The sequence below is a fragment of the Shewanella sp. AS16 genome (assembly GCF_021412365.1).
Classification (GTDB): Bacteria; Pseudomonadota; Gammaproteobacteria; order Enterobacterales; family Shewanellaceae; genus Shewanella; species Shewanella salipaludis.
The window spans coordinates 506,201-530,044 of record NZ_JAKCLK010000002.1 but is presented as its reverse complement, the minus strand read 5'-3'; the positions used below and the strand labels follow the sequence as shown (position 1 = coordinate 530,044).

The following is a 23,844-nucleotide window of genomic DNA, read 5'->3' as shown; positions in this document are numbered from 1 at the left end:
AGGAATAAGAAAGAAGTCAATAGGAGGCGTCCTGCTGTCAGGCCTGGGTGGCGGCGACGGGAGCTATTAAAACAGTTTCTACGGTGAAAGTCGGGGCAAGCCGATGATCAATTGTGGCGAAATGATGGCTTTTTATGGTGTGCCGTTCTGTAAATTGGCTTTGGTGGGAAGATGCCCGGCGCGAGAGGCCTAAAAAAAGCACTCGTCCTTGCGTTGGCAAGCCTGAGTGCTCTATTCGGGGCTGCGCTTAGCTACTCGCCGAGCTTACTTGTCTTCCAGCAGGCGTTTTTCCAGCTCATTGACCTGATGTTGCAGGGCTTCCAATTTTTCGCGGGTCTTGAGCAGCACATGTTGCTGTACTTCGAATTCTTCCCGTGAGACCAGATCCAGTTTCAGCAATTGATGTTGCAGCACCTGTTTGCTGCGCTCTTCGAATTCACCGGCAAATTGCTTCAGGCCGCTTGGCAGGTTTTCGCTCAGTTGACGGGCAACTTCTTCGATTTTTTTCGGGTTGATCATGGTGGACTCCGCTAATGACTTTTGGCTGGTGGGCTCAATAGTTAGATTGTACTCCAGGGCCGGGGTTTTCCAAAACCCTGTGCGCCGACCGAGTGTAAGCCAGGGAGTTATCGCCTAAGAAGTGGTGCTTCTGTTATCATCCAGCCTTTCCCGTGTTTCAGGTGGATGTTGTTTAGAGATGAAGCTTAACCCAGCGCAAAATGATGCAGTTCACTATGTTTCCGGCCCCTGTCTGGTGCTGGCGGGTGCAGGCAGCGGCAAGACCCGGGTGATCATCAATAAAATAGCCTACCTGGTGGAGAAGTGTGGCTATAAGGCGCGCAATATCGCCGCCGTCACCTTCACCAACAAGGCGGCCCGCGAGATGAAGGAGCGGGTGGCCCAGTCCATGGGGCGCAAGGAGGCCCGCGGCCTGTGGATCTCCACCTTCCACACCCTGGGGCTGGAGATCATCAAGCGCGAGCATAAGGTATTGGGACTCAAGCCGGGTTTCTCCCTGTTCGACGATCAGGATACCTTGGCGCTGCTCAAGGAATTGACCCAGAACGAGCTGGATGAAGACAAGGACTTGCTCAAGGCCCTGGCCGGTTGCATTTCCAACTGGAAGGGCGGACTTGTGGTGCCCGAGCAGGCGCGCAAGATAGCCAAAGACGAACAGCAGCAGCTGTTTGCCATGCTGTACCAGCGTTATGCCCAGCACATGAAGGCCTATAATGCGCTCGATTTCGACGATCTCATCCTCTTGCCGACCCTGTTGCTCAGGCATAACGAAGAGGTGCGCACCCGCTGGCAGACCCGCATCCAGTATCTGCTGGTGGATGAATATCAGGACACCAACACCAGCCAGTACGAGATGGTGAAGTTGCTGGTGGGCGAGCGTGCCCGTTTTACCGTGGTGGGCGATGACGATCAGTCCATCTACTCCTGGCGCGGTGCCAAACCCCAGAACCTGGTGCTGCTGGGGACAGATTTCCCCAGGCTGAAACTCATCAAGCTGGAACAGAATTATCGCTCCAGCCAGCGAATATTGCGCTCGGCCAACATACTGATCGCCAACAATCCCCATGTGTACGATAAGGCGCTGTTCAGTGAGCTGGCCTACGGTGAGCCGCTGCGGGTGCTGATCGCCGCCAACGAGGAGCAGGAGGCCGAACGTGTGGTGGCCGAGATAGTGCGACATAAGTTTGTCGGTCGCACCCAGTTCGGCGATTACGCCATCCTCTATCGCGGCAACCATCAGTCGCGGCTGCTGGAGCGGGCGCTGATGACCAACCGTATTCCCTATAAGCTCAGCGGCGGCACTTCCTTCTTCGCCCGCGCCGAGATCAAGGACATCATGGGCTATCTCAAGCTGGTGGTGAATCCGGACGATGACAACGCCTTCCTGCGGATAGTCAACCTGCCCAAGCGCGGCCTGGGGCCTGCGACCCTGGAACGGCTGGGCACCTTCGCCAATGAGAAACATATCTCCATGTTCGCCGCCATCTTCGAGCCTGAGCTGAATCATTACCTGGCGCCGGCGGCGATGGCGTCCCTGTATGAGTTCGGGCGTTTCATAGTGGATACGGGCGAGAGTGCCGAGCGTGGCGAGCCGGTGGAAGCGGTCAAGCAGCTGATCCGCAAGATCAACTATGAAGATTATCTTTACGAGACCAGCACCAGCGCCAAGGCGGCCGAGATGCGGATGAAGAATATCTCCGAGCTGTACCGCTGGGTGACAGAGATGCTGCAGGGCGATGAGCTGGATGAGCCCATGACCTTGCCCGAGGTGGTCACCCGGCTGACCCTGAGAGACATGATGGAGCGCAACAGCGAAGACGAGGGCGGCGATCAGGTGCAGCTGATGACACTGCACGCCTCCAAGGGGCTGGAGTTCCCCTTCGTGTTCATGGTCGGCACAGAGGAGCGGATCTTGCCCCATCAAACCAGCATAGATGAAGACAATGTCGATGAAGAGCGGCGTCTGGCCTATGTGGGCATCACCCGGGCGCAGCGTGAGCTCTGGTTTACCCTCTGTCGCGAGCGGCGTCAGTTCGGTGAGACCATGCGCTGCGAGCCGAGCCGCTTCCTGCTGGAGCTGCCCCAGGACGATGTGATTTGGGAGAATCGCAAGCCACAGCAGACGGAGCAGGAGCGGATGCAGACGGGCAAGGCAAACATTTCCAGCCTGAGAGACATGTTCAAGAAATAATTGTTTCTAATTGATTGATGCTAAATGGCTTTTGTTGCCAGGCTTCAGGCGCATACCTGCTGTGTCTGGACGGGTAAGCTGAAGACCTTGCCGAGCAGGGGCCCTTGTCCCTGGTTGTAACCCAGCGCCGTCAGCTGGCGTTGTTGTTGTTCGCAGCTAATGCCATCGGCGTAGATCTTGAGGTCGAGGGTCTGGGCCGTCTGCCAATAGATCTTGAGCAGTTTGATTTGATGTTCGCCGGTCAGGTGTGTGGTGATGTTGGCATCCAGCTTGAGGGCGTCGATAGGCAGAAAGAGCAGGTTGTGGCTGGCACTATAACCGCTGCCATAGCCATTGATCCCCAGCTTAAGCTCCAGTTTTTTCAGGAATTCGAAGGCATTGATATGGGTTTGGGTATCCTGCACCAGGGCCTGCTCATTGAAGAACAGCAGCAGTTGACCTAGGGGCAAGCCGCACTGCTTGAGGGTGTTTTTCAGGCTGCGCAGTGCGTGTTTATGTTTCAGATGCTGGCTGGAAATGGCCAGGTGCAGCTGAGGTTCATACCCAAGGTGGACCTGGAGGGCAGGGTATTCCCGCGCCAGCAGCATGAGCATGTATTTATCCAGCTCGATGATCATGTTGCATTGCTCGGCGATATCTTTGAGCCTGGCCTGCTTGAGCTTGCCTAACCTGGGGTGTTGCCAGAAGAGCCTGGGTTCTATGGCGGTCACCGTCCCGCTGGGCATGTCAAAGATGGGCAAGTAGCTGAGCTGGAGCTTGTCTTCGGCTATGGCCTGCCTCAGCTCATTTTCCAGGGCGACCTCATGGAGCAGTTCCTGGTGCGACTCATCATCGAAAATAACATAACAGCCTTTGCCCTTGGATTTGGCTTGATACATGGCGGCGTCGGCGTCGCTGAGCATGGACTCACTGGTGTCGGATCTGCGATTGCCATTGCTGCTGAGGGCTATGCCTATGCTGGCGCTCGAGCCGAATGATTGGTTTCCGAGACGGTAAGGCTGGGAGAGCGCACTCAAGATGCGTTCCGCGACTTCTTCCGTGTCCGCGGCGCTGTGTATGCTGTCGAGCAAGACGACAAACTCATCGCCGCCGAGGCGGGCCAGGGTATCGTTGTCCCTTATGCAGGCCTTCAGGCGTTTGGCGGTTTCAATGAGGAAACGATCCCCCTCCACGTGGCCCAGGGTGTCGTTGATCAGCTTGAAGCGATCGAGATCGATAAACAGCAGGGCGAAGCGATCCAATCCATGGCGGCGGACATGTTTGATCGCCTGGTTGAGTCTTTCCATGAACATGGCCCTGTTTGGCAGGGAGGTCAGGGTGTCATGTTTAGCGTCGTGGGTCAGCTGTGCCTCGACCTTGCGCCTTTGGCTGATTTCTTTTACCAGGTTTTGATTCAGCGCCGCCAGGGCCTGGGTTCTGGCGGTGACTTTCTCCTCCAGCTCCTGATAGCTGCGCTGCAATGATTCGGCCGAGAGCTTGCGTTCTATCGCCGCGCCTATGTGCTGGGAAACAAAGGTCAGCAATTCGAGATCTTTTACCTGGTAGGTTTGGGTCGGTGTAAAACTGTAAATGGTCAGCGCCCCGCGCACCTGCTCATGAATAAACAGGGGAATCCCTATCCATTGGTGCATGTCCTGGGTTTGATTCAGATCCGGTGACTCGGCATAGAGTTCGCCCGCGGCTATCAGGGCTTGAATATCCTGCTGCTCCAGTTTCAGCGGGCGTTTATGTTTGAGTACATATTCGGCCAGGCCATCACTGACGGGACGACTGTCCGGAGCGGAGAGCCCGAGTTGTGACACATAGAAAGGAAAGGTCAGCTGCGCCTTATCTTCGTCGAGCAGGGCTATGTAGCAGTTATTGGCGGGCAAGAGGTGGCTGAGCACATGGTGCAGTTGGGCATAGAACTCCAGGCTGTCTATCCTGGAGGTGGCCAAGGCGGCGATTTCGAATAAGGAGCGCTGGAGCCGTTCGGCCCGGCGCCGTTCATGAACTTCCTGCTTCAGCTTGTCATAGGCCAGACTGAGTTCTTTGGTCCTCTGTGTTATGGCTTGCTCCAGATGCTCCTGATGACGCAAGCGTTCCTGTACCCCGGCGATATGGTGGCAGATGAAGGCCATCAGCTCGAGTTCTATCTCGCCATAGGTTTTCTGGGTGTCGTAGCTTTGCACGACCAGCACGCCACAGACAGCCTCGTTTTCGTATATGGGCACCCCCAGCCATTGATGGCAGGCGGAGCCCAGGCTCACTATCTCCTCGGCAGCCAATAGCTGGTTGAACTTGTCTTCGTCACATAGCAAAGGCCGGCCGGTACGGAACACATACCCGGTCAATCCCTGGTGCAGCGTTGCCGAGAGCGATTCTTCGGAAAAGAGCTGAGCCGGGTGGGCATCTTTCTCGTCGGCGAAGAAGGGGATTTCCAGTTGTCCCGTGTGGGGATTCAGGGTCGAAATGAAGAAATTGTCGGCGGGGATGAGTTTCTGCAGGTGCTTATGCACTCCGGCATAAAAGTCTTCTGGCGAGGAAGCCTTAGCGGCGATGTTAGATATCTCCAACAAGGCATTCTGAATGATTTCTGCACGCTTATACTTACCAGCTAAACGCTTTAAGCGGCGAATCCTTTTATGTAACCGTTCAGCCTCACAGGTAAGAGGCTCGATAGTTTCATCCCTAAACATGACGCCCATTTATGTTAAATTTTAGTAATTTATGGCAATACGTATATTTAGCACAAAAAACACACAAGCCCAAGCCATTTTTTTGGCGCTAGTCCGATGTTTGACTAAGTTTAAAGTGTTGAAATGTGACAATTCTTGAGCGAACGGTTAAAAAAAGCAAAATAGCTGTAGACGCAAAGGCAAATAATCCATAGTATATGCGGCGCTAACCAAGGCGAGCGCCCATAGCTCAGCTGGATAGAGCGCACCCCTCCGGAGGGTGAGGCCGAAGGTTCGAATCCTTCTGGGCGCACCAGCTGGATCTAGTCGGCTTGGTTGGTAGGAAAAATACAGTGGTGATTGTAGCTCAGTTGGTAGAGTCCCGGATTGTGATTCCGGTTGTCGTGGGTTCGAGCCCCATCAGTCACCCCATTTTTCAACAGCAATATCTTCGGTGATTAGCGCAGCCCGGTAGCGCATCTGGTTTGGGACCAGAGGGTCAGAGGTTCGAATCCTCTATCACCGACCACTTTCTTCGCCTCATCTAGCGAATTTAGCCATGACTAAATAAATAGCTGAATCATTTACGGTGATTAGCGCAGCCCGGTAGCGCATCTGGTTTGGGACCAGAGGGTCAGAGGTTCGAATCCTCTATCACCGACCATTATTTACAATAAAGCCTTCGAGAAATCGGAGGCTTTTTTGTTTCTGGTTTTGTGCCTGAGTTGGACTCAAACAACAGCAGTTCGAATCCTCACTCTTTATGAGGGCCTGGCCGACCATTTTTACTATGAAGCCTTCGAGAAATCGGAGGCTTTTTTGTTTCTGATTTTGTGCCTGAGTTGGACTCAAACAACAGCAGTTCGAATCCTCACTCTTCATGAGGGCCTGGCCGACCATTTTTACTATGAAGCCCTCGAGAAATCGGAGGCTTTTTTGTTTCTGATTTTGTGCCTGAGTTGGACTCAAACAACAGCAGTTCGAATCCTCACTCTTCATGAGGGCCTGGCCGACCATTTTTACTATGAAGCCCTCGATAAATTGGAGGCTTTTTTGTTGCTGGCTTTGTCTCTGATTTTGTGTCTGACTTTATTTCTGAGTTGTGAGCAAGCCACAGCAGTTCGAATCCTCACTCTCAATGACGGCCTGGCCGACCATTTTTACAATGAAGCCCTCGAGAAATCGAAGGCTTTTTTGTTGCTGGCTTTGTGCCTGAGTTGGACTCAAACCACAGCAGTTCGAATCCTCACTCTTCATGACGGCCTGGCCGACCATTTCACGACAGCTTCCTCGTCAGCCATTGTTAACCGTGTTGGCGTACATGTCCTCGGCGGCATCGAGTTCCAGCTGTATCGGTGGCGCTATGTAACCTTGATAGGCGTCGATTCTCAACTCGGCGAAGCGTTCGAGCTGAATTTTTTCCTGGATCCCCGTGACTATCACTTCTATGTCCAAGCCCTTGGCGACGTTAATCAAGGCCCGACATAACTCGCTGTTTTGCTGATGCTCGTCATAGTAGGCGAAGGATTGATCCAGCTTGACATAGTTGGGCCTGAGTTTTTGCAAATAAGACATGGAGCCGAACTGACGGCCGAAGTGATCTATACCGAATTTAGCCCCATGCTTTCTGATGATGTCGCAGAGGGTTTGGCAGGCGTCCGCATCACTGAATACCCCGAGTTCGGGGATCTCGAAGCAGATGTGTTTGGTATGCGCCGAGGTACGGAGAAATTCATCGAGCCAGGCATGAAACTGGGGCGAGATGATGCTTTCCAGAGTCAGGTTGATGGCCACGGGTTCGGGATTGTGGGCAAAGACATCATGCTCGCCCAGGGCCTGGATCAGGCATTTATCGAGCTGCGAGCCCAGGGAGAGCAAATCCACGTAAGGCATGAACTGCCCCGCATGGACCAATTTATCCCCGAGCTGCAATTGGCAATAGAGTTCTCGCTGGGAAATGGCGCCTGTGTCGGTGCGCAACACGGGCTGCCACCTGAACTGAAATTGTTTGTCGTTGATGGCGCTGTTGAGCTTGGCGCGCCACTGTTCGCGGGTGAAAATTTGTTGTTCGTGAATAGAATGCCATTGATATACCTTGTTATTCTGCAGCGCATTCTGCAATGCATTGTCGGCCTGGGCCATGATATCCGTGACGGTCGTCAGCTCGATACGCTCGGCTATGCCGATAGCGTAATGCTCATTGGGCTTACAGTCGGCTTTGGTTATTTCCTGGTTGATGGTGCGGATCAAGGTTTCCAGATACTTATTGAGTTTTTCGTACTCGACATTGGTCACCAAGAAGGCGAATTCAACCGCAGAGATCCTGGCGATGAGGGATGGGGCTATGTCGTCGAGTTGCGCCTTAAATTGGATCGACATCAGGCGTATGGTCTCATCCCTGATCTGGTAGCCGTATCTGTTGTGGATTTCTTCCAGGCAGTCGAGCCTGGCCAGAAACAGGGCGCCATTGCTGGGTTCATTCAACCAGCCATTCAGGCGACTGACCATGTATTGTCTGTTGGGAAGACCTGAAACCTGATCTACCAAGGTCTTTTTCCTCAGGGTGGCTATTTCATCGTCGAGGGAGTCGAATACCTGCTTCAATTGTGCCGACATGCTGTTAAAAGCCTGTACCACCTCCTTGAGTTCCGAGGTTCTGGGCAGTGGCATATCCGGGCTGAACTGGCGCCGGGCCACATCCCTGGCGTGGTCCGAGATGGTATGCAAGGGTTTCAATATCCAGCCCAGCCCTATCCTGGCGAAGAGTATGGCGACCAGAAAGAGCAGCGAGAAGGCGATGAGCGTATTCGAGATGATGCGCCACAGTTCATGATAGCCGAAGCCGGGATGGGCGGTAATTTCGAGCTTGGCCAGCTGCAGCCAGCCGGAGGTGATGGTGCTTTCCTTCTTTATGGTGTCGAACAGGTGCAGATCGAGAAACCACTGGGGGGTATCTTCTATGCGGATGCTGTTATGCCATTCCTGCTGTTTGCCATCCACCAGCCAGGTCAGCTTGATGTTCTGATAGTAACCGCCTTCGAAAATCACATTCACCAGGGTTTCCGCCGCTGCCGTATCGCCTGTTTCGAGTGCGGGGACCAACATCAAGCCGAGTGAGTTACTGGCGTTGTTAAGGTCCGATTCCATCTGCTTGGTCAGAAAGTCTTGGGTTTCGGTAAACTGTACATAGCCCAAACTGGCGACTATGAGCAGGAAGAGGGTAAATAGCAGTGAGTATATCTCTCTGAACAGTGTCATTTTTGTGGCTACTCCTGTCTTAGTTTAGGCAGCTTGAGTCGCTTGAGGCCTAATCTATAGTTGAGATCATTCCATTTCTCGAGTCTGGTGGAGGAGCCGGCCAAGGCCCCGCGCCCCTTTTCTTTGTTCAGCCATAATTGTTTACCATTGAAGCTGTATACCGGCAGCAAGTCCCGTCGTGCGGTCGCCGGCTGGATGACAGGATTCAAGTTGTCCAGGACCAGGGGGACAGAGGAGGGGGTCTCATAGTACGCCAGCACCATGTGGTATTGGTTGATAGTGGTGGCTTTAACCATAGTGAGCCGCATCTTGTCCTCCGGCACCCCCAATTGCAGCAGGGTGAAATACTTGGCGATGGAAAAGTCCTCGCAATCCCCGCCATTGGCACCGATAAACTCCATGGGGGTCGCCCAATAGTTGGACTCGCCCCAGAGCTTGATATCGTCGATGAAATGAAACAGATTGAAAAAATTATTCACTTCAAGCAATTGGGACCTTTCATCCAGGCCTTTCGCCTGGTTGACTATCTTGAACCAGGTCCTGGCCCGGTTGCCGGCCCTGGCGCCATAACGAGCTTCGAGTGTCGAGATTATGCTATTGGCATCGAGTTGCTGTAGCGGTGCGCCATACAGGTACGAGGCGGCCAGAGCCGATGCCAGCAAGCTCAGATGGCAGACTCGCCTCACATAATTGAGACCACTCAGTTTGGCTTCCATGGCCTGTTGTCTTGCTTCCTTATTTTATTGGCCCATCGACTGTGTATATGGTCCATTTCATGTCGGCAGCACTGTCGCTGCCTGTGACTGCGGCGATCACCCTGCGGTTGCGGGTATGCGCCAATTGGGTGTGTGTCGGGTCGACCGGCCTGTCATAGCCATAACCTATCGCCGTCAGCCGTCCGGGATCTATGCCGAACTTCTGTGCCAGTACCTGGGTGACAGCATTGGCTCGGTTCTGCGACAGGCTCATGTTGTGCTCGTAAGAGCCTGTCTTGCTGCAATGGCCTTCTATGGTGACCTTGGTATTGGGGTATTGCTCCATGAAGGCGGCAATTTTTTCTATCTGCCCATGATATTTGGGGTCTATGTAGAAAGAGTCATTGGCGAACAGTATCTTCAGCTCCTGACGTTCATTGATTTCTTTTACCCTGCCGCAGCCATAGTTATCTATACTGGCTCCGGGGTAAGTCTCGGCGCATCTCTCTCTGGCTTCGATGACGCCGTCTTTGTCGAGATCTTGCAGATCTTTGAGCTGGGTTGTTGGCTCATCCATTGAGGCCATGTCGCGCATCGAGCAGGCCGAGAGCAAGATGATGCCTAAGATTAGAATGCAGGTTTTCATTGTGCTACCCCTCCCTCGTAGTGGCGTTCTCCGAGCCAGACCTGTGGCCGGGTCACTCTCAATGAGTCGAGCAGTCGCCCTGTGGCATTGAGTACCCGATACTTGGCGATGATTTCATCGTATTCGGCCTGCAGGTAATCCTTGCGGGCCTCGAACAGTTCATTCTCTGTGTCGAGCAAGTCGAGCAGGGTGCGTTGCCCCAGGTTGAACTGCTGGGCATAGGCGGTTTGGGTGTCCTTTGCCGCCACGACATGCTCGCGAATATAGCCTTTCTGGGGGGCCAGCAACTCATAGGCATTCCAGGCCAGGTTGACGCCTTCGATCACCTGGCGCTGCGCGCGTTGGCGGATTTCCTTTGCTTCGCCCAGCTTGTAGGCGGTTTCTTTTTCCCTCGCCAGATCCTTACCACCGGCGAACAGGTTGTACTTCACCCGCACCATGGCGAGCAGATCGTTGTGATAGCCACCGACATTCTGGCTGGCGATGAGGCTCTCACCGTCCTCGCCATTGATATCGTTGTTCCAGTTGCCGCTGAGCTCCAGGGTGACCTTGGGATAGTAGTTGCTCTGGGCCGAGGATTTTTCCTGTTCGGCGGCGCGAATGTCGCTGGCGGCCGATTTGAGTATGGGATGATTTTCCTGTGCCAGTTGCATGCTTTCGGCTATGTCTTTGGGCAGCATATCCGCATCAGGTACCGGGGTGATCAGGCTCTCGGGTGGCAGTTCAACGACCCGGATGAACTGGGCCTTGGCATCATAGAGATTATTGCGCGCCGCTATGACATTGGCATTGGCCCGCGCCAAACGCCCGGTGATCTGGGATAAGTCGGCCACCGAACCCAGGCCAGAATCCGTTCTCTGTTTGATCTGGGCATAGATATCCTGATGGCTCTTGAGGTTCTTTTCCGCCAGGGTCAACACCTGCTCGGTGCGCAGATAGTTGATATAGACCTTGCTGACATCCAGAGCCATGTCTTCGGCGGCCGAGTAGAGCGCCCATTGATCCGCACTGGCCTCGAAGCTGAATCTGTCCACCTCGCTGCCGGTGAAGAAGCCGTCGAATAAGATCTGCCTGATGCTGACACCAAACTCCCCCCTGTCCAGCTCATTGTCACCGTCTTTAAGATCCAGGCGGCGACGGGTGTTGGGACTGTCGGTTTTTTCATAGCCATAACCGCCACTGATATCGACCGAGGGCATGTAGCCGGCTATGGCCTGATTCACTTGTTCTTCACGTTCCTTGAAGCGGTTGAAGGCGATTTTAAGTTCAGGATTGGTATCCAGGGTATAGGCGACGGCCTGCTCCAATGTTTGGCTGTAAGCGCCTATGGGGAGCATCAGCAACATGAGTGCTGCGGCCAATGTGTTGCGTTTCAGGTGCCCAACAACGACAGTGTCTTTCATATCAAACCCTCCTGGGTATCGGCTTAGCGCTCTCTTAACGCCGTATCTTTTGCTCTTAGTATTGGATTGAGGATGTACTCAAGGATAGATCTCTGGCCGGTGATCACATCGACCGAGGTCAACATGCCGGGAATAATTGGCATCTGGGTGCCATCATTTTTTACCAGGCTGGACTCCTGGGTGCGGATCCGTATCAGGTAGAAACTGTTGCCCTTTTCATCCTGGGAGGTGTCGGCGCTGATCTGTTCCACTGTGCCCTGGAGACCGCCGTAACGGGTGAAGTCATAGGCGGTGATCTTGACTATAGCTGGCAACCCGGGATGCAAGAAGGCGATGTCTTTGGGGGGGATCTTGGTTTCGATCAGCAATTGATCTTCCGACGGCACTATTTCTATTATGTTGACACCCGGCTGGATCACACCGCCGAGGGTATTCATATGTATTGTCTTTATGGTGCCGTTGACCGGCGAGGTGATCACCGCCTTGCTCACCTTGTCCTGAGCACCGACCTGGGCCTCATTCATCCTGGACAGGCGGGTCTGCATCTCATTGAGTTGCGCCCTCAGGTCCGCCGCATAGACGAAGGCGGCCTCACGACGTTTCAGGATGGCTTCGTCCATCGAGGCCTTGATTTTCGGGCGCAGCAAGCGCATGGATTTCAGCTCGCCCTGAATGTCGTTGACGCTACGTTCCAGCTTCAGCAGCTCGACTTCGGGCACTATGCCTTTATCGGCCAGGGGACGGGTGAGTTCGAGTTCGCGTGAGACCAGTTGAAAACTCGTGGTCAGAGTGGCTATTTTGGATGTCAGCTCTTCCGCTTCCTGTTGCCTTTGTTGGAGCTGGCGCACCAAAATTTCCAGCTGGTTGCTCAGGTTATCGAGTCGGCCGTTATATTCCTCCTGTTGACGCCTGACCAGCTCAGGCTCTGCGGTGATCAAGTCGCTGGGAAATATCAACGCCTGTTTGGTGATGAGCACCTGCTGGCGCCAGTCGGATGACATGTCTGCAATGCGTATGCTGTCGAGTTCGGCACGCAGGCGTATTATGTTGCTCTGCAAGCTGTAGACTTCCTGCTCCTGCTGGGCAAAATCGGAGCGAAAGCGGGTGTCGTCGATGCGCGCCAGGGGCTGGCCCTTGCTGACCTGAGCGCCTTCCTGCACATAAATCTCCTGCAATATGCCGCCATCCAAACTCTGGATCAGTTGCACTTGCGAGGAGGGGATCACCTTGCCCATGCCTGTGGTGACTTGATCCAACTTTGAAAAGTAGGCCCAGATGAGGAAACAGACCACCATGGTCGCCAGCGCCCAGATGGTGAGCCTGTGACCCGGGGGCGCATCTGTCATCATGGCGCCGTAGACATCGTCGACCATGTCGAGTTCTTTGCTGCTGAGGCTCATTGTTCCTGCTCCCCGGCCTGTTGGCCGAAGCTGAGTTTTTGCAGTACTTCATCTTTAGGGCCATCGAGTATGAGATGGCCCTTGTCGAGCACCAGGATGCGGTCGACCAATTGCAGCAGGTGTGTCTTGTGGGTGATCAATAGCAAGGTTCTGTCTTTGCTGACATTTTTCATGGCACTGATGAACTGTTTCTCGGCCCTGGCATCCAGGCTGGCACTGGGCTCATCCATCAGGAGAAGCGGCGGGTCGTTCAGGGTCGCCCTGGCCAGGGCGATCGTTTGTCGCTGGCCGCGGCTCAGCGCCAAGCCGCCTTCACCTACCTGTTGGTCGAGCCCTTCGGACTCCAGATTGGTGAACAGGCTCACGCCGGATAATTGTACCGCCCGGATCAACTGATGTTCTGTGACCTGACGGGAACCAAAGAGTATGTTGTCCCGGACCGAACCATGGAATAGGGTGACATCCTGCGGCAGGTAACCGAAATTGCGGCGCAGGTCGCTTGGATGGATCTGGGCCGAATCCAGTCCATCGTAGCGCAAGCTGCCCCGGCTGGGTTGATACAGGCCCAGCAGCAACTTGGCCAGGGTGCTCTTGCCCGAGCCATTGCGGCCTATGATGGCAATTCGCTCGCCGGGTTGAATCGTCAGCGACATGGGATTGAGCACAGGCTTCTCCGAGCCGGGGTAACTGAAACCCAGGTGATCCGCCTCTATCTTGCCCTGCAGCCGCTGTTTGCTGACCAGGTGGCCCTTGGTTTCGAATTCGTCTTCCTGGGTCATGACGCTATTCAGCTGCCGCAGGGCGCTGGCGGTATGGTTGGCACGGGTCATGAGTCCGGCCAGTTGCGCCATCGGGGCCATGGCCCTGCTGGAAAGGATCACCGCGGCTATGATGCCCCCCATGGAGATAACGTTGTCTGACACCCTGTAAACCCCCAGGATGACGACGCACACCACAGTGCACTGCACCATGAAATTGGCGACATTGGAGACTGACGCCGACAGTTTCTTCACCCGCAATTGCCAGTTGGCCGTATGGCCTATCATCTGTTGCCAGCTCTTCTGCACCAGGCCTTCGGCACCATTGGCCTTGATCGATTCTATCGCCGCCAGGCTCTCGATCAGGTGGCCATGTTTGAGGCTGGAAAACTTGTTGCTCTCTTCGATGGCCGCCTTGAGTCTGGGCTGGGTATAGAGGGTAAACCCCAGGATCAGCAGGCCACCCGTCAGGGGGACCAGGGCCAGGTCGCCGGCGACAATGAAGATGATCGCCAGGAAAAAGAGGGCGAAGGGCAGGTCGACCAGGGTGGTAATGGTGGCCGAAGTGAGAATGTCGCGTATGTTGTCGAATTCCCCCAGTTGCCGTGCCATGCCGCCAACGCTGGCGGGGCGTTTCTCCAGCGGGATGCCGATCGCTTTGGCGAATAGCCGGGATGACACTATGATGTCGACTTTTTTGCCTGCGACATCGATCAAATAGCTGCGCAGTTGGCGCATGACAAGGTCAAACAGATAGGCTATTCCTGCGCCTATGGCCAAGACCCAGAGTGACTCGAAGGCCAGGTTGGGCACCACCTTGTCGTAGACATTCATGATGAATAAGGGTGACACCAAGGCGAACAGATTGACCAACACGGAAGCGATCAGGGCGTCGCGGTAGATGGGGGCCGAGTCTTTCAGTATCTGCAGCAACCAGTGCTGCTGGTTGTCGTGGAGGTGCACATCGAAGCCCATGTCACCGCGATATTCCTGCTTCACCAGGAAGAGGTAGCCGACATAGAGGGCCTCCAGCTCGGCAAAACTCAGGCTTTGTTCCCCCCCGCTGTCCGGCAGTTGAATGATGGCGCTGTCTGTCTTGGGGTCAAGTTGCCGCAGCAGGCAGGCCTGGTGATCTTTGAGCAACAGAATGCAGGGCAGGAGAAGGGGGGAGATCAGGTTCAGGCCTTTGCGGGTAAGCTTGACCGCCAAGCCCGCGCGTGCAGCCGCCTGGGGCAACAGCTCAGGAGACAGGCAAGCGCCCGACAAGGGCAAGCCAGCCGCCAAGGATTCGGCCGAGCAGGGGGTGCCGAAATATTCGGTGAGCAAGACCAGGCTATCCAGCAGAGGGTCGACTGTGACTCTCTGGGAGGCTGAAATAGCCCATTGTTCTTTTTTATTTGTGGTCGTCGAGGGCACAGTAATTACTCATCCCTAAGACTGCATGAAAGTAGTGTAAGTATTGTTGATGAACTTGGGTTGCGCTATGTCGCCTGACTAATTTAGTTTTGTTTTTCAGTGGTTCTAGCCGAAAACCCAAGGGTGACAGCCATAGTCGGCGACTGCCGGCATGCACTTCCGTGATGTCGGCAGCCGCTTGCTCGAAGGGGCTAATCAGGGGATGTTGACCCCGTTCGGCAACACGTCATTTTGGTAGGGGTCGAGGGATTGGGGATCCACTATCAAGGCATGATCTGCGATCAAATTGGCGATGATCTGCGACTCGTTCGTGGTGCCATAGGTGACCGACAAGTCTATGCCGTCGAGCACTATGGTGACATTGTCACCGCCTGCAAGGGTCCCGTTGGCGTCTATGGTTATCGTGGTATTGCCTCCGGAGAAATCAAACTGCAGGTAATCATCCAGGTTATTATTCTCTTCATTGAGCAGTATATCCGACAGGTCGAGCACATCATGGGCAGGATCGAAGTTCATGACAGTGTCCGTGCTGCCATCGGCTGAGCCGGCTTCCCAGATGAAGGCATCGCGAGCCGTGTCTACACCTCCGTCCAGGACATCGCTGCCAGTGCCGCCGATCAGATAATCACTGCCTGTCCCACCGGAGAGGCTGTCATTGCCAGGGCCGCCGTCGAGGTAATCATCCCCGCTGCCTCCGCTCAGGATGTCGTTGCCGCTGCCGCCAATGAGTTCGTCATTACCCGCCAGACCTGAGAGGGAATCGTCTCCTTCACGGCCAAAAATCCTGTCATCCTGGTTGGCCCCCGTCAGCGAGTCATCATGGGTTGAGCCGAAGATCAGGTTGTTGACGTCATCCGTGCCTACTATGGTGATGGCCGCATCGGGCAGATTCTCGTGGGTGAATACCGCCTGCACGAACCTGGCCTGGAAATTACCGCCGTTATTGTCCAGATAGGTCACAGTCCACACATCGCCAGCATTGGGCTGATTGAGGAGCAGATAATCGGCCAGGCTGGTGGTAGTGGGGACACCATTGTCGAGCAGGAACATGTGTGAGTAGTCTATGTTGGCCTTCATCAGCCCGGAAGCGGCATCATAGCTCCAGGTCTGGGTGATGGCGTTGGCCGCATCGGCCGCAATCACCATGAAGACCATGCCATTGATGGTGAGCGTGACCGAGACTTCGGTTTCCCGTGCATCGCCGGCGACAGTGCCGACATCACGTTCCCCTATCGGGACCGGCACTGCATTGGGTTGCTGCTGGAAGTCGGTGAACAGTTCCAGGCTGCCGAGAGCTGTCCCGGTGTTCAATGCGGCGGCAAAGTCATCCGTGATGACCAGTGCAGCGTCTTGCGCATTACCCGAGTTCAGGGGCGATGAGCCGTCGCCTATGTTGACAATCTGGGAACCCAGGCTGTTGATCGGCACAGTATGCACGATAAATTCACCGTTAACGGTTTCGACTCCCGCCACCAACTCGAAGGTGAAGCTGACATCATGCTGCAGGCCATCCCCGTTAGGGATATAGACCAGGTTCCCCAGCTGTTCTGCCGTCAGCCCCTCATTCATGCTCAAGGCATGGAAAACGCCCCCCTCGTAGTAACCTATGCTGCCAAACGCCGGCAGCCCTGTGACAGTGATGAACACCTCGTCATCGACATCCGTTGGCGCGCTGATGTTCATGGGGTAGCCATCGCCATAGGGGTTAACGAGTTCATCCACTGAGGCCGGCATCCAGATTTCCTTGGCAAATTCCCCCTGGACGCTGTCGTTATGTCCATTGATAGTGATGCTCAGGGTCGATTGTGCCGTGCCGCCAACCGGATCGGCGATCCAATAGGTGAAGACATCATCCAGGGTGTCACCTTCGTTGAGTCGGTCGACATCCGGATTATCATCATTGAGTTGATAGCTGTAACTGCCATCTGCGTATATGGTCAACACCCCATATTCTCCCTGGATAACATAGGTGCTCAGGGGGGATGAACCATCGCCTATGGTCTCGACCGAACTGGAGACCTGCACCAGCTGGACGGGCATGCCTTCGGGATCTGTATCTGCCTGATCCGCATAGCCGCCATGGGCCTCACCCTGTATGACCTGTCCTGAGATCAGCGCCGCCGCTATGCCGTCGACGCCTTCATCGACGACATTGGTGTCGGCATTGGCTATGGGGGCATCGTTGGAACCCTTGATGCTGATACTGACGACTCGGGTATCTGTGGCCAGGTTGTTGTCGGTCACAGTCACATCGAAGCTCAGGGTGATGGTCTCGCCCGGGCTGAGGAAGCCAATCAGGCTATTGAGTACGCTATAGTCCCAGCTGTCACCATCGATACTGAAGCCTGCGACTATCGCCGCTATCTGCGCCTGGCTTAACACGCCACCACTCCAGCTGATATCACCCCTGTAGTCGAAGCTCAGCTGATGTGTGTCTCCTATGTCGACATCGGTGAAATTCAGCGCGCCGTTGGTCGAGATCATGTCAGCAACGACGCCTATGTCTTCTATCACACTGCCACTGGCATCGACCGTCAGTATGGGGGCATCGTTGGTGCCAATGACTGTGACTGTTACCTCTTGCGTGGCCGTGACGCCATGTTCATCCGTAACAGTCACCAGGAAGGTTTCGTCGGCGGACTGACCAAGCGCCAGGCTATCGGCGGCATTGTTATCCAGGACATAAGTCCAAGCTCCAGTACTGGCGTCGATGGCGAAAGTGCCGTAGGCATTGACCTGGGGCGCAAAGCTCCAACTCAATACGGCGCCGTTATCGACATCAGAGGCGGTCAGAGTCCCGCCGGTTGCTGTTATGCCTGTGTAGGGGGTGTTTTCGGGCTGCACCCCGGCTTCGATGACAGTACCGCTGGCATCTTGGTCACCCGAGGTGATGACGGGAGCGTCATTGCTGCCTGTGATTGTGACTGTCACCCATTGGGTATCCGTGGCGCCATGCTCGTCTGTGACTGTGACCAGGAATTGTTCTTCATGGGTTTCCCCCAGGGCCAGGCTGTCGACCAGGGCGCTGTCGTTGAGGCTATAGCGCCAGGCCCCTGTCGCCGGGTCTATGCTGAACTCACCATAGACGCCGCTGGCGTTGCCGCTCCAGCTGAGCACGGCGCCGTTATCGACGTCCGTTGCCGTGAGAATGCCGCCGACCTGGGCGGGCTCATCTGTCATAGGTTCGGCCAGGGCGCCGCTGGCATCTTGGGCGCCTGAGGTGATGACGGGCATGTCATTGGTGCCTGTGACCGTGACTGTCACCCATTGGGTGGCGCTGGCACCGTGCTCGTCTGTGACTGTGACCAGAAATTGTTCTTCATGGGTCTCACCCAGGGCCAGGCTGTCGACCAGAGGGTTGTCGTTGAGGCTGTAGGTCCAGGCGCCTGTCGCCGCATCTATGACGAACTCACCATAGACACCGCTGGCGTTGCCGCTCCAGTTGAGTACGGCGCCGTTATCGACATCTGAGGCGCTGAGGGTGTCGCCGATCTGCAGCACTCCCGGCTCGGGCAGGTTGCCGCCCGGCTGCACTCCGGCTTCGATGACAGTACCGCTGGCATCTTGGTCGCCCGAGGTGATGACGGGAGCGTCGTTGCTGCCTGTGATTGTGACTGTCACCCATTGGGTATCCGTGGCGCCAAATTCGTCTGTGACTGTGACCAGGAATTGTTCTTCCTGGGTTTCCCCCAGGGCGAGGCTGTCGACCAGGGCGCTGTCGTTGAGGCTATAGCGCCAGGCACCTGTCGCCGAATCTATGCTGAACTCACCATAGACGCCGCTGGCGTTGCCGCTCCAGCTTAGTTCGGCGTTGTTATCGACGTCCGTTGCCGTGAGGATGCCGCCGACCTGGGCGGGCTCATCTGCCATAGGTTCGACCAGGGCGCCGCTGGCATCTTGGGCGCCTGAGGTGATGACGGGCATGTCATTGGTGCCAGTGACCGTGACTGTCACCCATTGGCTGGCGCTGGCACCGTGCTCGTCTGTGACTGTGACCAGAAATTGTTCTTCATGGGTCTCACCCAGGGCCAGGCTGTCGACCAGGGCGTTGTCGTTGAGGCTGTAGCGCCAGGCGCCTGTCGCCGCATCTATGACGAACTCACCATAGACACCGCTGGCGTTGCCGCTCCAGTTGAGTACGGCGCCGTTATCGACATCTGAGGCGCTGAGGGTGTCGCCGATCTGCAGCACCCCAGGTTCTGGCAGATTGCCGCCCGGCTGCACTCCGGCTTCTACGACAGTACCGCTGGCATCTTGGTCACCCGAGGTGATGACGGGAGCGTCATTGCTGCCTGTGATTGTGACTGTCACCCATTGGGTATCCGTGGCGCCAAATTCGTCTGTGACTGTGACCAGGAATTGTTCTTCATGGGTCTCACCCAGGGCCAGACTGTCGACCAGGGCGCTGTCGTTGAGGCTATAGCGCCAGGCCCCTGTCGCCGAATCTATGCTGAACTCACCATAGACGCCGCTGGCGTTGCCGCTCCAGCTGAGCACGGCGTTGTTATCGACGTCCGTTGCCGTGAGAATGCCGCCGACCTGGGCGGGCTCATCTGTCATAGGTTCGGCCAGGGCGCCGCTGGCATCTTGGTCGCCTGAGGTGATGATGGGGGAGTCGTTGGTGCCCAGAATGGTGATAGTCACCAGCTGACTGGCACTGGCACCGTGCTCGTCCGTGACTGTGACCAGGAGTTGTTCTTCCAGAGTCTGACCTTCGGCCAGGCTGTCTACCAGGGCGTTGTCCAAGTGATAGGTCCATTGCCCGCTGTTGGCATCTATGCTGAAGCTACCGTATTGGCTGCTGGCATTGGTGCTCCAGGTCAGGATGGCGCCGTTGTCGGCATCGCTGGCGGTAAGGATGCCGCTCACTTCCGGGGTGCCGGGCACAAGAGTGCCATCGTCTTCGTTACCCGCCTCTACCACAGTGCCCGCATCGGCCCCGGCGCCTGGTACCGTAGTGATCACGGGGGCGTCGTTGCTGCCTGTGACTGTGATGCTCAGCTCCTGTGCCACGCTGTCACCATCGCCGTCTGTCAACAGGTAGGCAAAGGTTTCCAGCAATTGCTGCCCCTCGGCGAGCGCCTGAACCGCGGCATTGCTATTGTCGAGCTGATAGGTGTAACTGCCATCGGCGGCCAGGGTGAGCACGCCATAGGCACCCTGAATGGAAACGGCAGCATCGACAGCGCTGCTCTGCCCGGCGGCGTTGCTCACCTGGGACACCTGCCCGGAATCGGCCCCTGGGGTATCATTGTCCAATACATTTCCCGAGATACTTTGGCTCGTATCTTCGGCTATGCTGTTCACATCATCCAGCCCCCTGGGTGAGTCATCTGCCAGGTTCACTGTAATGGTCGAGTCGGCAGGCCTTCCCTGGGCATCGATAAGCTGTAGGGTGAAGATCTCACTGAGCGGGTCACCCTCTGTATGGGAGGCTGCCGAGGTGAGGGTAAAGCTGTATGTCAGCAGGCCGGATACAGGGTCGAAGCCGGTGATGCTGAGCAGTCCATAGGCGGTGTTGATGTTGACCTGACCTGCGAACTCGCCGTTGCTGATGACGAGGACACCGTTGATGCTGAGACTGGCGATGCCGGCAGGCGCGTTAATCGGCAGGCTTTGCTGTTGCGTCAGGGCCGAACTCTGTGGGGCGGAGCCCGCGGGCAGATTGGCCTCGTTGAAGTTCATTATGTTGGACGACAGGCTAGATAGCGGGGATTCGGCTATCTGCGCCTGGCTCTGGGTCGTAACCTGTGGCTGGGTGAAGCCCAAGGTGTCATAGCCGGCATTGGCCAGGGTTTCATCCCCGGTTCTGGCGATGGCAGCATAGTCGAAGTCGCCTTGGTTGCCCGGGGCGCCGGCGGCGGTTTCCGGCAGTGCTGTGCTGGGATCTGCGCCGTTGATAAGCTGGGCTTGCAGGGCGGCTATGTCGGCGTCCTGGGTATCACTCGCCTGAGTTGCATCCGTGTGGGGGGCTTCCTGGGTAAGATCTTGCTCCGTGGTCCTCGAACCATCCGCATACTCGAGCTGGAAATGCACATCGGCACCATAGAGGAGCTGTTCTCCCTGGGTGATGAGATCGCCTATGTTGAGTTCTCTGGTGTTGCCGCTGCTGTCTCTGGCTTTGAGCTGTCCGATAAGATTGATCACAACAGCTTCCTGGTTACTTATCGCAATACTCATGGGAGGAACCTCGAATTCTTTCATCCGTAAAATCGCCGAGGTCAGGATGCAGGCCCGGCGAGATTATGTTATTTGAATAGCTAAAGCTTGGTTGGCTTCTGAGATCTGTCAAATATGAGGACATGGAAATGTGCTGTCGGCGGCGCTTGCAAGCCTGGCGGTATCGGCTGCAAGCCCAGCATATTCAGTTGCTTAGGTTGGAGTTCGTAGATGTGGTGCCGAGCGGAAAGAAAAAACCACCTAAAAGGTGGTTTTTTTATCGTAAAAGATTATATCAAAAACTGTCTGGCAACTCAGGCATTGGCCGCATTGCGATAGCTTCGATTGGCGTCCTGTTGCTCACCCAGTTGTTCCTGCAATTGAGCCAACGCCAGCCAAGAGTCCTTGTCGGGGCGTAGGTTGCAGGCGCTTTGCCAGGCGGCCTTGGCTTGCTTGAATTCCCGCGCCTGGTGCGAGAGTTTGGCGACACAGATCTGGTAATCGGGATCCTGTGCCAGCTTGGTCTCATAGGTCGATAACTGTTTCCTTATGTCGGCATCGTGGGCGTTGGCTATCTGCGGCAAGACAGAGAAGATGTCGCTGCAGGCGCCGGCCTTGAGACGTTTCATCAACAGCTTCAGGGCTTCCTCCCTGCGCTCGAACCGGCTCAGTCCCAGGGCATAGGTGGCGAGGTTGCTGCCTTGTTGACGTTCGTCCCGGCTCAGCCAATGCCAGCATTTTTCCAGCTCTTGTTCGCTGTCATGCATTGCCGTCTCGAGCAATGCCTTATTGGTGCGGTTGCTGAGGCTCTCGAACTGAGCCGGCTCGAGCAGCCGGCGTTTCTTGATGATGGGCAACAAGAGTTTCAGTGCCTGCCAATCTTTCTGTGCCTGGTAGAGCTCCAATGCCAGCTGGAGTACCGGGCGCTTGCTGCGACTCGTGGGGACGAGTTTATCCAGCTCGGCCCTGGCCTGAGTCAATTCGCCCTGTTGCAGCAGGTAGCGGGCGCGGGTGGTATTGACCGCATTCACCGCGGCCGGATCTTGTGCCGCCTGCTCCAGGTAACTATTTCTGGCCGCCGTTTTATGCTGTTGCTGTGCCGCCCTGGCTGCCGCCAACAGGTTAAGGGTGGGAATTTCCCCTTTGCTGGCGCCTTTGACCATGGCTTTCTCGGCTTCGGCCCAGTCTTCTTCCGCCAGTGCCAAGGCCCCCATGAGGGTGTGCTTCCTGGCGGCATGCCTGCGCCAGCGCTCGGGCAGGTAACGGCTGTTCATTATCAGCTTAAGACCGAATACCACCAGCCATTCAATGAGTTGTAATAGGCTGTAGAAGAAGATCAAGCCTATGACCCCGAAGACTATGCTGGTCTCTATTTGGTAATCGCCGGCGGCGATATAGATGTAACCCGTATTGCCCACCAGGAAGGGACTCAGGCAGAGGCCGAGCAGAATGATGACGAGATAGACCAGGATGCGGATCATAGTGACGTGTCCTCTGGAGCCATCAGGTTGCCATAGTTGCTGAGCTCCTGTAACAGCGGCGTCGACTCAAATTGTGTCAGGGTCACAGTATCCAGCTTCAGGGTGGCCAGGGCGTCCAAGGCGGCCAGGGTTTCCTTGGTCTTGCTGTCGTTCAGATTGAAATACTGTTGTATCCACTTGCGCGCCAGGGCGAGCGACTGGCGATAATTGACTTCATCATAGTTGTAGAGTGCCAGCTGTGATTGCAGCAGCTTGTTGCGTATGTTCTCCAGCAGGTACCATTGCTGATCCGGTGCCAGCAGCGGGGCTATGTCGGTGGTGCGCTTGCGTATGGTGATGAAATCTTCGCTCAGCGCCTTCCAGGTTTTGGCCAAATTCTGCCGCCAGTCGCTCAGTGAGTCCGTCATGGCATCTTCGGCTTGCACATCTGTGCCTGCCTGCGCCTCGGCGCGGTTCAGTGGCAGCTTATCCAGTTGGCTGATGATGGCATCCAAGGTAAAGACGGTGCCTGCTATGTCTGTTCCTTTGATGGCGGCGGTGGCGGCTATGTCTCTGGCCAGCGCCTTTCTGACGGGCATGAGTGCCGGATCTTTCATTGCCAGGATGCGCTCATCGGCGGCCTTGAGCAGGCTTACTGCGGTCTGGGGATCTCTTTCCAGCCATAGCTTGCGCCCTGCCATGCGCACCAGATAGTCGGCCTCGGCGGCCATCCAATGGTTCGGGTTGCGCTGGGCCAGGGCGGCAACGCGCTGCTGCAGCTGGGTCTGGGCCTTGCTCAGCTCAGTGAGGCGTTCATAGGCCTTGGCATCGAGCAGCTGTTGTTGCTCCAGCTGGTTTAAACGTTTGACCGGCTCATCCAGGCGCTGTTGCAAGCGAGTTTCCAGCTGCATTGCCCGGGTGTTTTGTTCCTGCAACTTAAGGTACAGGTAGTATCCGCCGCCTATGGCCATCAGGGTCAGGAGTAAACTCAGCCCCAGAGTGAGGCGCATCGGCCAGGAGCTGCGCTGCGGCCGGCCTGCGTCTTTGATGGCCCCTGGGCCCGCCTGCGCGGGTTTTGACCGGCGGGGCCCGGCCTGTGCCTTGGTCTGTGTCTTGGCCTGTTCTGGACCCGACTCCTGGTGCGCTGCTTTCGCCTCGGATACGCCTGGTTCCCGGGTATCCTCGTGGGTCTCTTGCTGATTATTTTCCATGAAACATCCTTGAAGGCGCTAATGCCGCCGGAGTGAATAATTGCGCTGGGCTCGGACTCATGAGATCAAAG

General features: G+C 55.9%; 12 protein-coding genes and 4 tRNA genes. 5 read left to right on the top strand and 11 right to left on the bottom strand.

Features of this window, described 5'->3' with window-relative positions; all coding sequences use genetic code 11:
- Window positions 1-264 precede the first annotated feature (264 nt).
- On the bottom strand, window positions 265-519 hold the full coding sequence (gene ubiK / locus LZP73_RS07115) for a ubiquinone biosynthesis accessory factor UbiK (RefSeq protein ID WP_169563825.1): 255 nt from the start codon (window positions 517-519) through the stop codon (window positions 265-267).
- 178 nt (window positions 520-697) lie between these two features.
- On the opposite strand from ubiK, the gene rep reads away from it, so the two are divergent.
- Window positions 698-2,710 (top strand): DNA helicase Rep, encoded by a 2,013-nt coding sequence (gene rep / locus LZP73_RS07110; RefSeq protein ID WP_169563826.1) that lies wholly within the window; start codon window positions 698-700, stop codon window positions 2,708-2,710.
- A gap of 44 nt (window positions 2,711-2,754) precedes the next feature.
- Here the strand turns inward: rep and LZP73_RS07105 are convergent, their stop codons facing one another.
- On the bottom strand, window positions 2,755-5,388 hold the full coding sequence (locus LZP73_RS07105; RefSeq protein WP_234233760.1) for a sensor domain-containing diguanylate cyclase: 2,634 nt from the start codon (window positions 5,386-5,388) through the stop codon (window positions 2,755-2,757).
- Window positions 5,389-5,606: 218 nt separating this feature from the next.
- On the opposite strand from LZP73_RS07105, the gene LZP73_RS07100 reads away from it, so the two are divergent.
- The 4 genes from LZP73_RS07100 to LZP73_RS07085 all read left to right on the top strand — a co-directional run bounded on the left by LZP73_RS07100 (window position 5,607) and on the right by LZP73_RS07085 (window position 6,031).
- Window positions 5,607-5,683: transfer RNA gene (locus tag LZP73_RS07100), tRNA-Arg, on the top strand.
- Window positions 5,684-5,723: 40 nt separating this feature from the next.
- Window positions 5,724-5,799: transfer RNA gene (locus tag LZP73_RS07095), tRNA-His, on the top strand.
- A 20-nt stretch (window positions 5,800-5,819) separates the two neighbouring features.
- A tRNA-Pro gene (locus LZP73_RS07090) sits at window positions 5,820-5,896 on the top strand.
- Window positions 5,897-5,954: 58 nt separating this feature from the next.
- Window positions 5,955-6,031, top strand: a tRNA-Pro gene (locus tag LZP73_RS07085).
- Window positions 6,032-6,660: 629 nt separating this feature from the next.
- Here the strand turns inward: LZP73_RS07085 and LZP73_RS07080 are convergent.
- From LZP73_RS07080 to LZP73_RS07040, 9 genes are all read right to left on the bottom strand, one after another.
- Window positions 6,661-8,625: a bifunctional diguanylate cyclase/phosphodiesterase gene (locus LZP73_RS07080; RefSeq protein ID WP_234233758.1), complete on the bottom strand. Its 1,965-nt coding sequence runs from the start codon at window positions 8,623-8,625 to the stop codon at window positions 6,661-6,663.
- Between the two features lie 8 nt (window positions 8,626-8,633).
- Complete coding sequence (locus tag LZP73_RS07075; protein WP_234233756.1) at window positions 8,634-9,341, bottom strand: transglutaminase-like cysteine peptidase; 708 nt, start codon at window positions 9,339-9,341, stop codon at window positions 8,634-8,636.
- Window positions 9,342-9,360: 19 nt separating this feature from the next.
- On the bottom strand, window positions 9,361-9,966 hold the full coding sequence (locus tag LZP73_RS07070; protein ID WP_234233754.1) for an OmpA family protein: 606 nt from the start codon (window positions 9,964-9,966) through the stop codon (window positions 9,361-9,363).
- A complete protein-coding gene (locus tag LZP73_RS07065; protein ID WP_442800724.1) occupies window positions 9,963-11,312 on the bottom strand; it encodes a TolC family outer membrane protein in 1,350 nt (449 codons plus the stop codon). The genes LZP73_RS07070 and LZP73_RS07065 overlap by 4 nt, the downstream gene beginning before the upstream one ends.
- Window positions 11,313-11,392: 80 nt before the next feature.
- Window positions 11,393-12,769, bottom strand: a complete 1,377-nt coding sequence (locus LZP73_RS07060) for an HlyD family type I secretion periplasmic adaptor subunit (protein WP_234233751.1) — start codon at window positions 12,767-12,769, stop codon at window positions 11,393-11,395.
- On the bottom strand, window positions 12,766-14,943 hold the full coding sequence (locus tag LZP73_RS07055) for a type I secretion system permease/ATPase (RefSeq protein ID WP_234233749.1): 2,178 nt from the start codon (window positions 14,941-14,943) through the stop codon (window positions 12,766-12,768). Before LZP73_RS07055 ends, LZP73_RS07060 begins: the two co-directional genes overlap by 4 nt.
- A 195-nt stretch (window positions 14,944-15,138) precedes the next feature.
- The gene (locus LZP73_RS07050) at window positions 15,139-21,123 is read right to left on the bottom strand and encodes a retention module-containing protein (RefSeq protein WP_234233747.1); all 5,985 of its coding nucleotides are present in this window, start codon (window positions 21,121-21,123) and stop codon (window positions 15,139-15,141) included.
- A 293-nt stretch (window positions 21,124-21,416) separates the two neighbouring features.
- Window positions 21,417-22,583 carry a heme biosynthesis HemY N-terminal domain-containing protein gene (locus tag LZP73_RS07045; protein WP_234233745.1) on the bottom strand — a complete coding sequence of 389 codons (1,167 nt, stop codon included), beginning with the start codon at window positions 22,581-22,583 and terminating at the stop codon, window positions 21,417-21,419.
- A complete protein-coding gene (locus tag LZP73_RS07040; protein ID WP_234233743.1) occupies window positions 22,580-23,773 on the bottom strand; it encodes a uroporphyrinogen-III C-methyltransferase in 1,194 nt (397 codons plus the stop codon). The genes LZP73_RS07045 and LZP73_RS07040 overlap by 4 nt, the downstream gene beginning before the upstream one ends.
- Window positions 23,774-23,844 lie beyond the last annotated feature (71 nt).

What these genes read in the sequence shown, in the direction of transcription:
- LZP73_RS07065 (WP_442800724.1), bottom strand. Translation starts at nt 11,312, where the DNA reads ATGTTGCTGATGCTCCCCATAGGCGCTTACAGCCAAACATTGGAGCAG.
- rep (WP_169563826.1), top strand. Translation starts at nt 698, where the DNA reads ATGAAGCTTAACCCAGCGCAAAATGATGCAGTTCACTATGTTTCCGGC.
- LZP73_RS07070 (WP_234233754.1), bottom strand. Translation starts at nt 9,966, where the DNA reads ATGAAAACCTGCATTCTAATCTTAGGCATCATCTTGCTCTCGGCCTGC.
- LZP73_RS07045 (WP_234233745.1), bottom strand. Translation starts at nt 22,583, where the DNA reads ATGATCCGCATCCTGGTCTATCTCGTCATCATTCTGCTCGGCCTCTGC.
- LZP73_RS07040 (WP_234233743.1), bottom strand. Translation starts at nt 23,773, where the DNA reads ATGGAAAATAATCAGCAAGAGACCCACGAGGATACCCGGGAACCAGGC.
- LZP73_RS07105 (WP_234233760.1), bottom strand. Translation starts at nt 5,388, where the DNA reads ATGTTTAGGGATGAAACTATCGAGCCTCTTACCTGTGAGGCTGAACGG.
- LZP73_RS07075 (WP_234233756.1), bottom strand. Translation starts at nt 9,341, where the DNA reads ATGGAAGCCAAACTGAGTGGTCTCAATTATGTGAGGCGAGTCTGCCAT.
- ubiK (WP_169563825.1), bottom strand. Translation starts at nt 519, where the DNA reads ATGATCAACCCGAAAAAAATCGAAGAAGTTGCCCGTCAACTGAGCGAA.
- LZP73_RS07060 (WP_234233751.1), bottom strand. Translation starts at nt 12,769, where the DNA reads ATGAGCCTCAGCAGCAAAGAACTCGACATGGTCGACGATGTCTACGGC.
- LZP73_RS07050 (WP_234233747.1), bottom strand. Translation starts at nt 21,123, where the DNA reads ATGAGTATTGCGATAAGTAACCAGGAAGCTGTTGTGATCAATCTTATC.
- LZP73_RS07080 (WP_234233758.1), bottom strand. Translation starts at nt 8,625, where the DNA reads ATGACACTGTTCAGAGAGATATACTCACTGCTATTTACCCTCTTCCTG.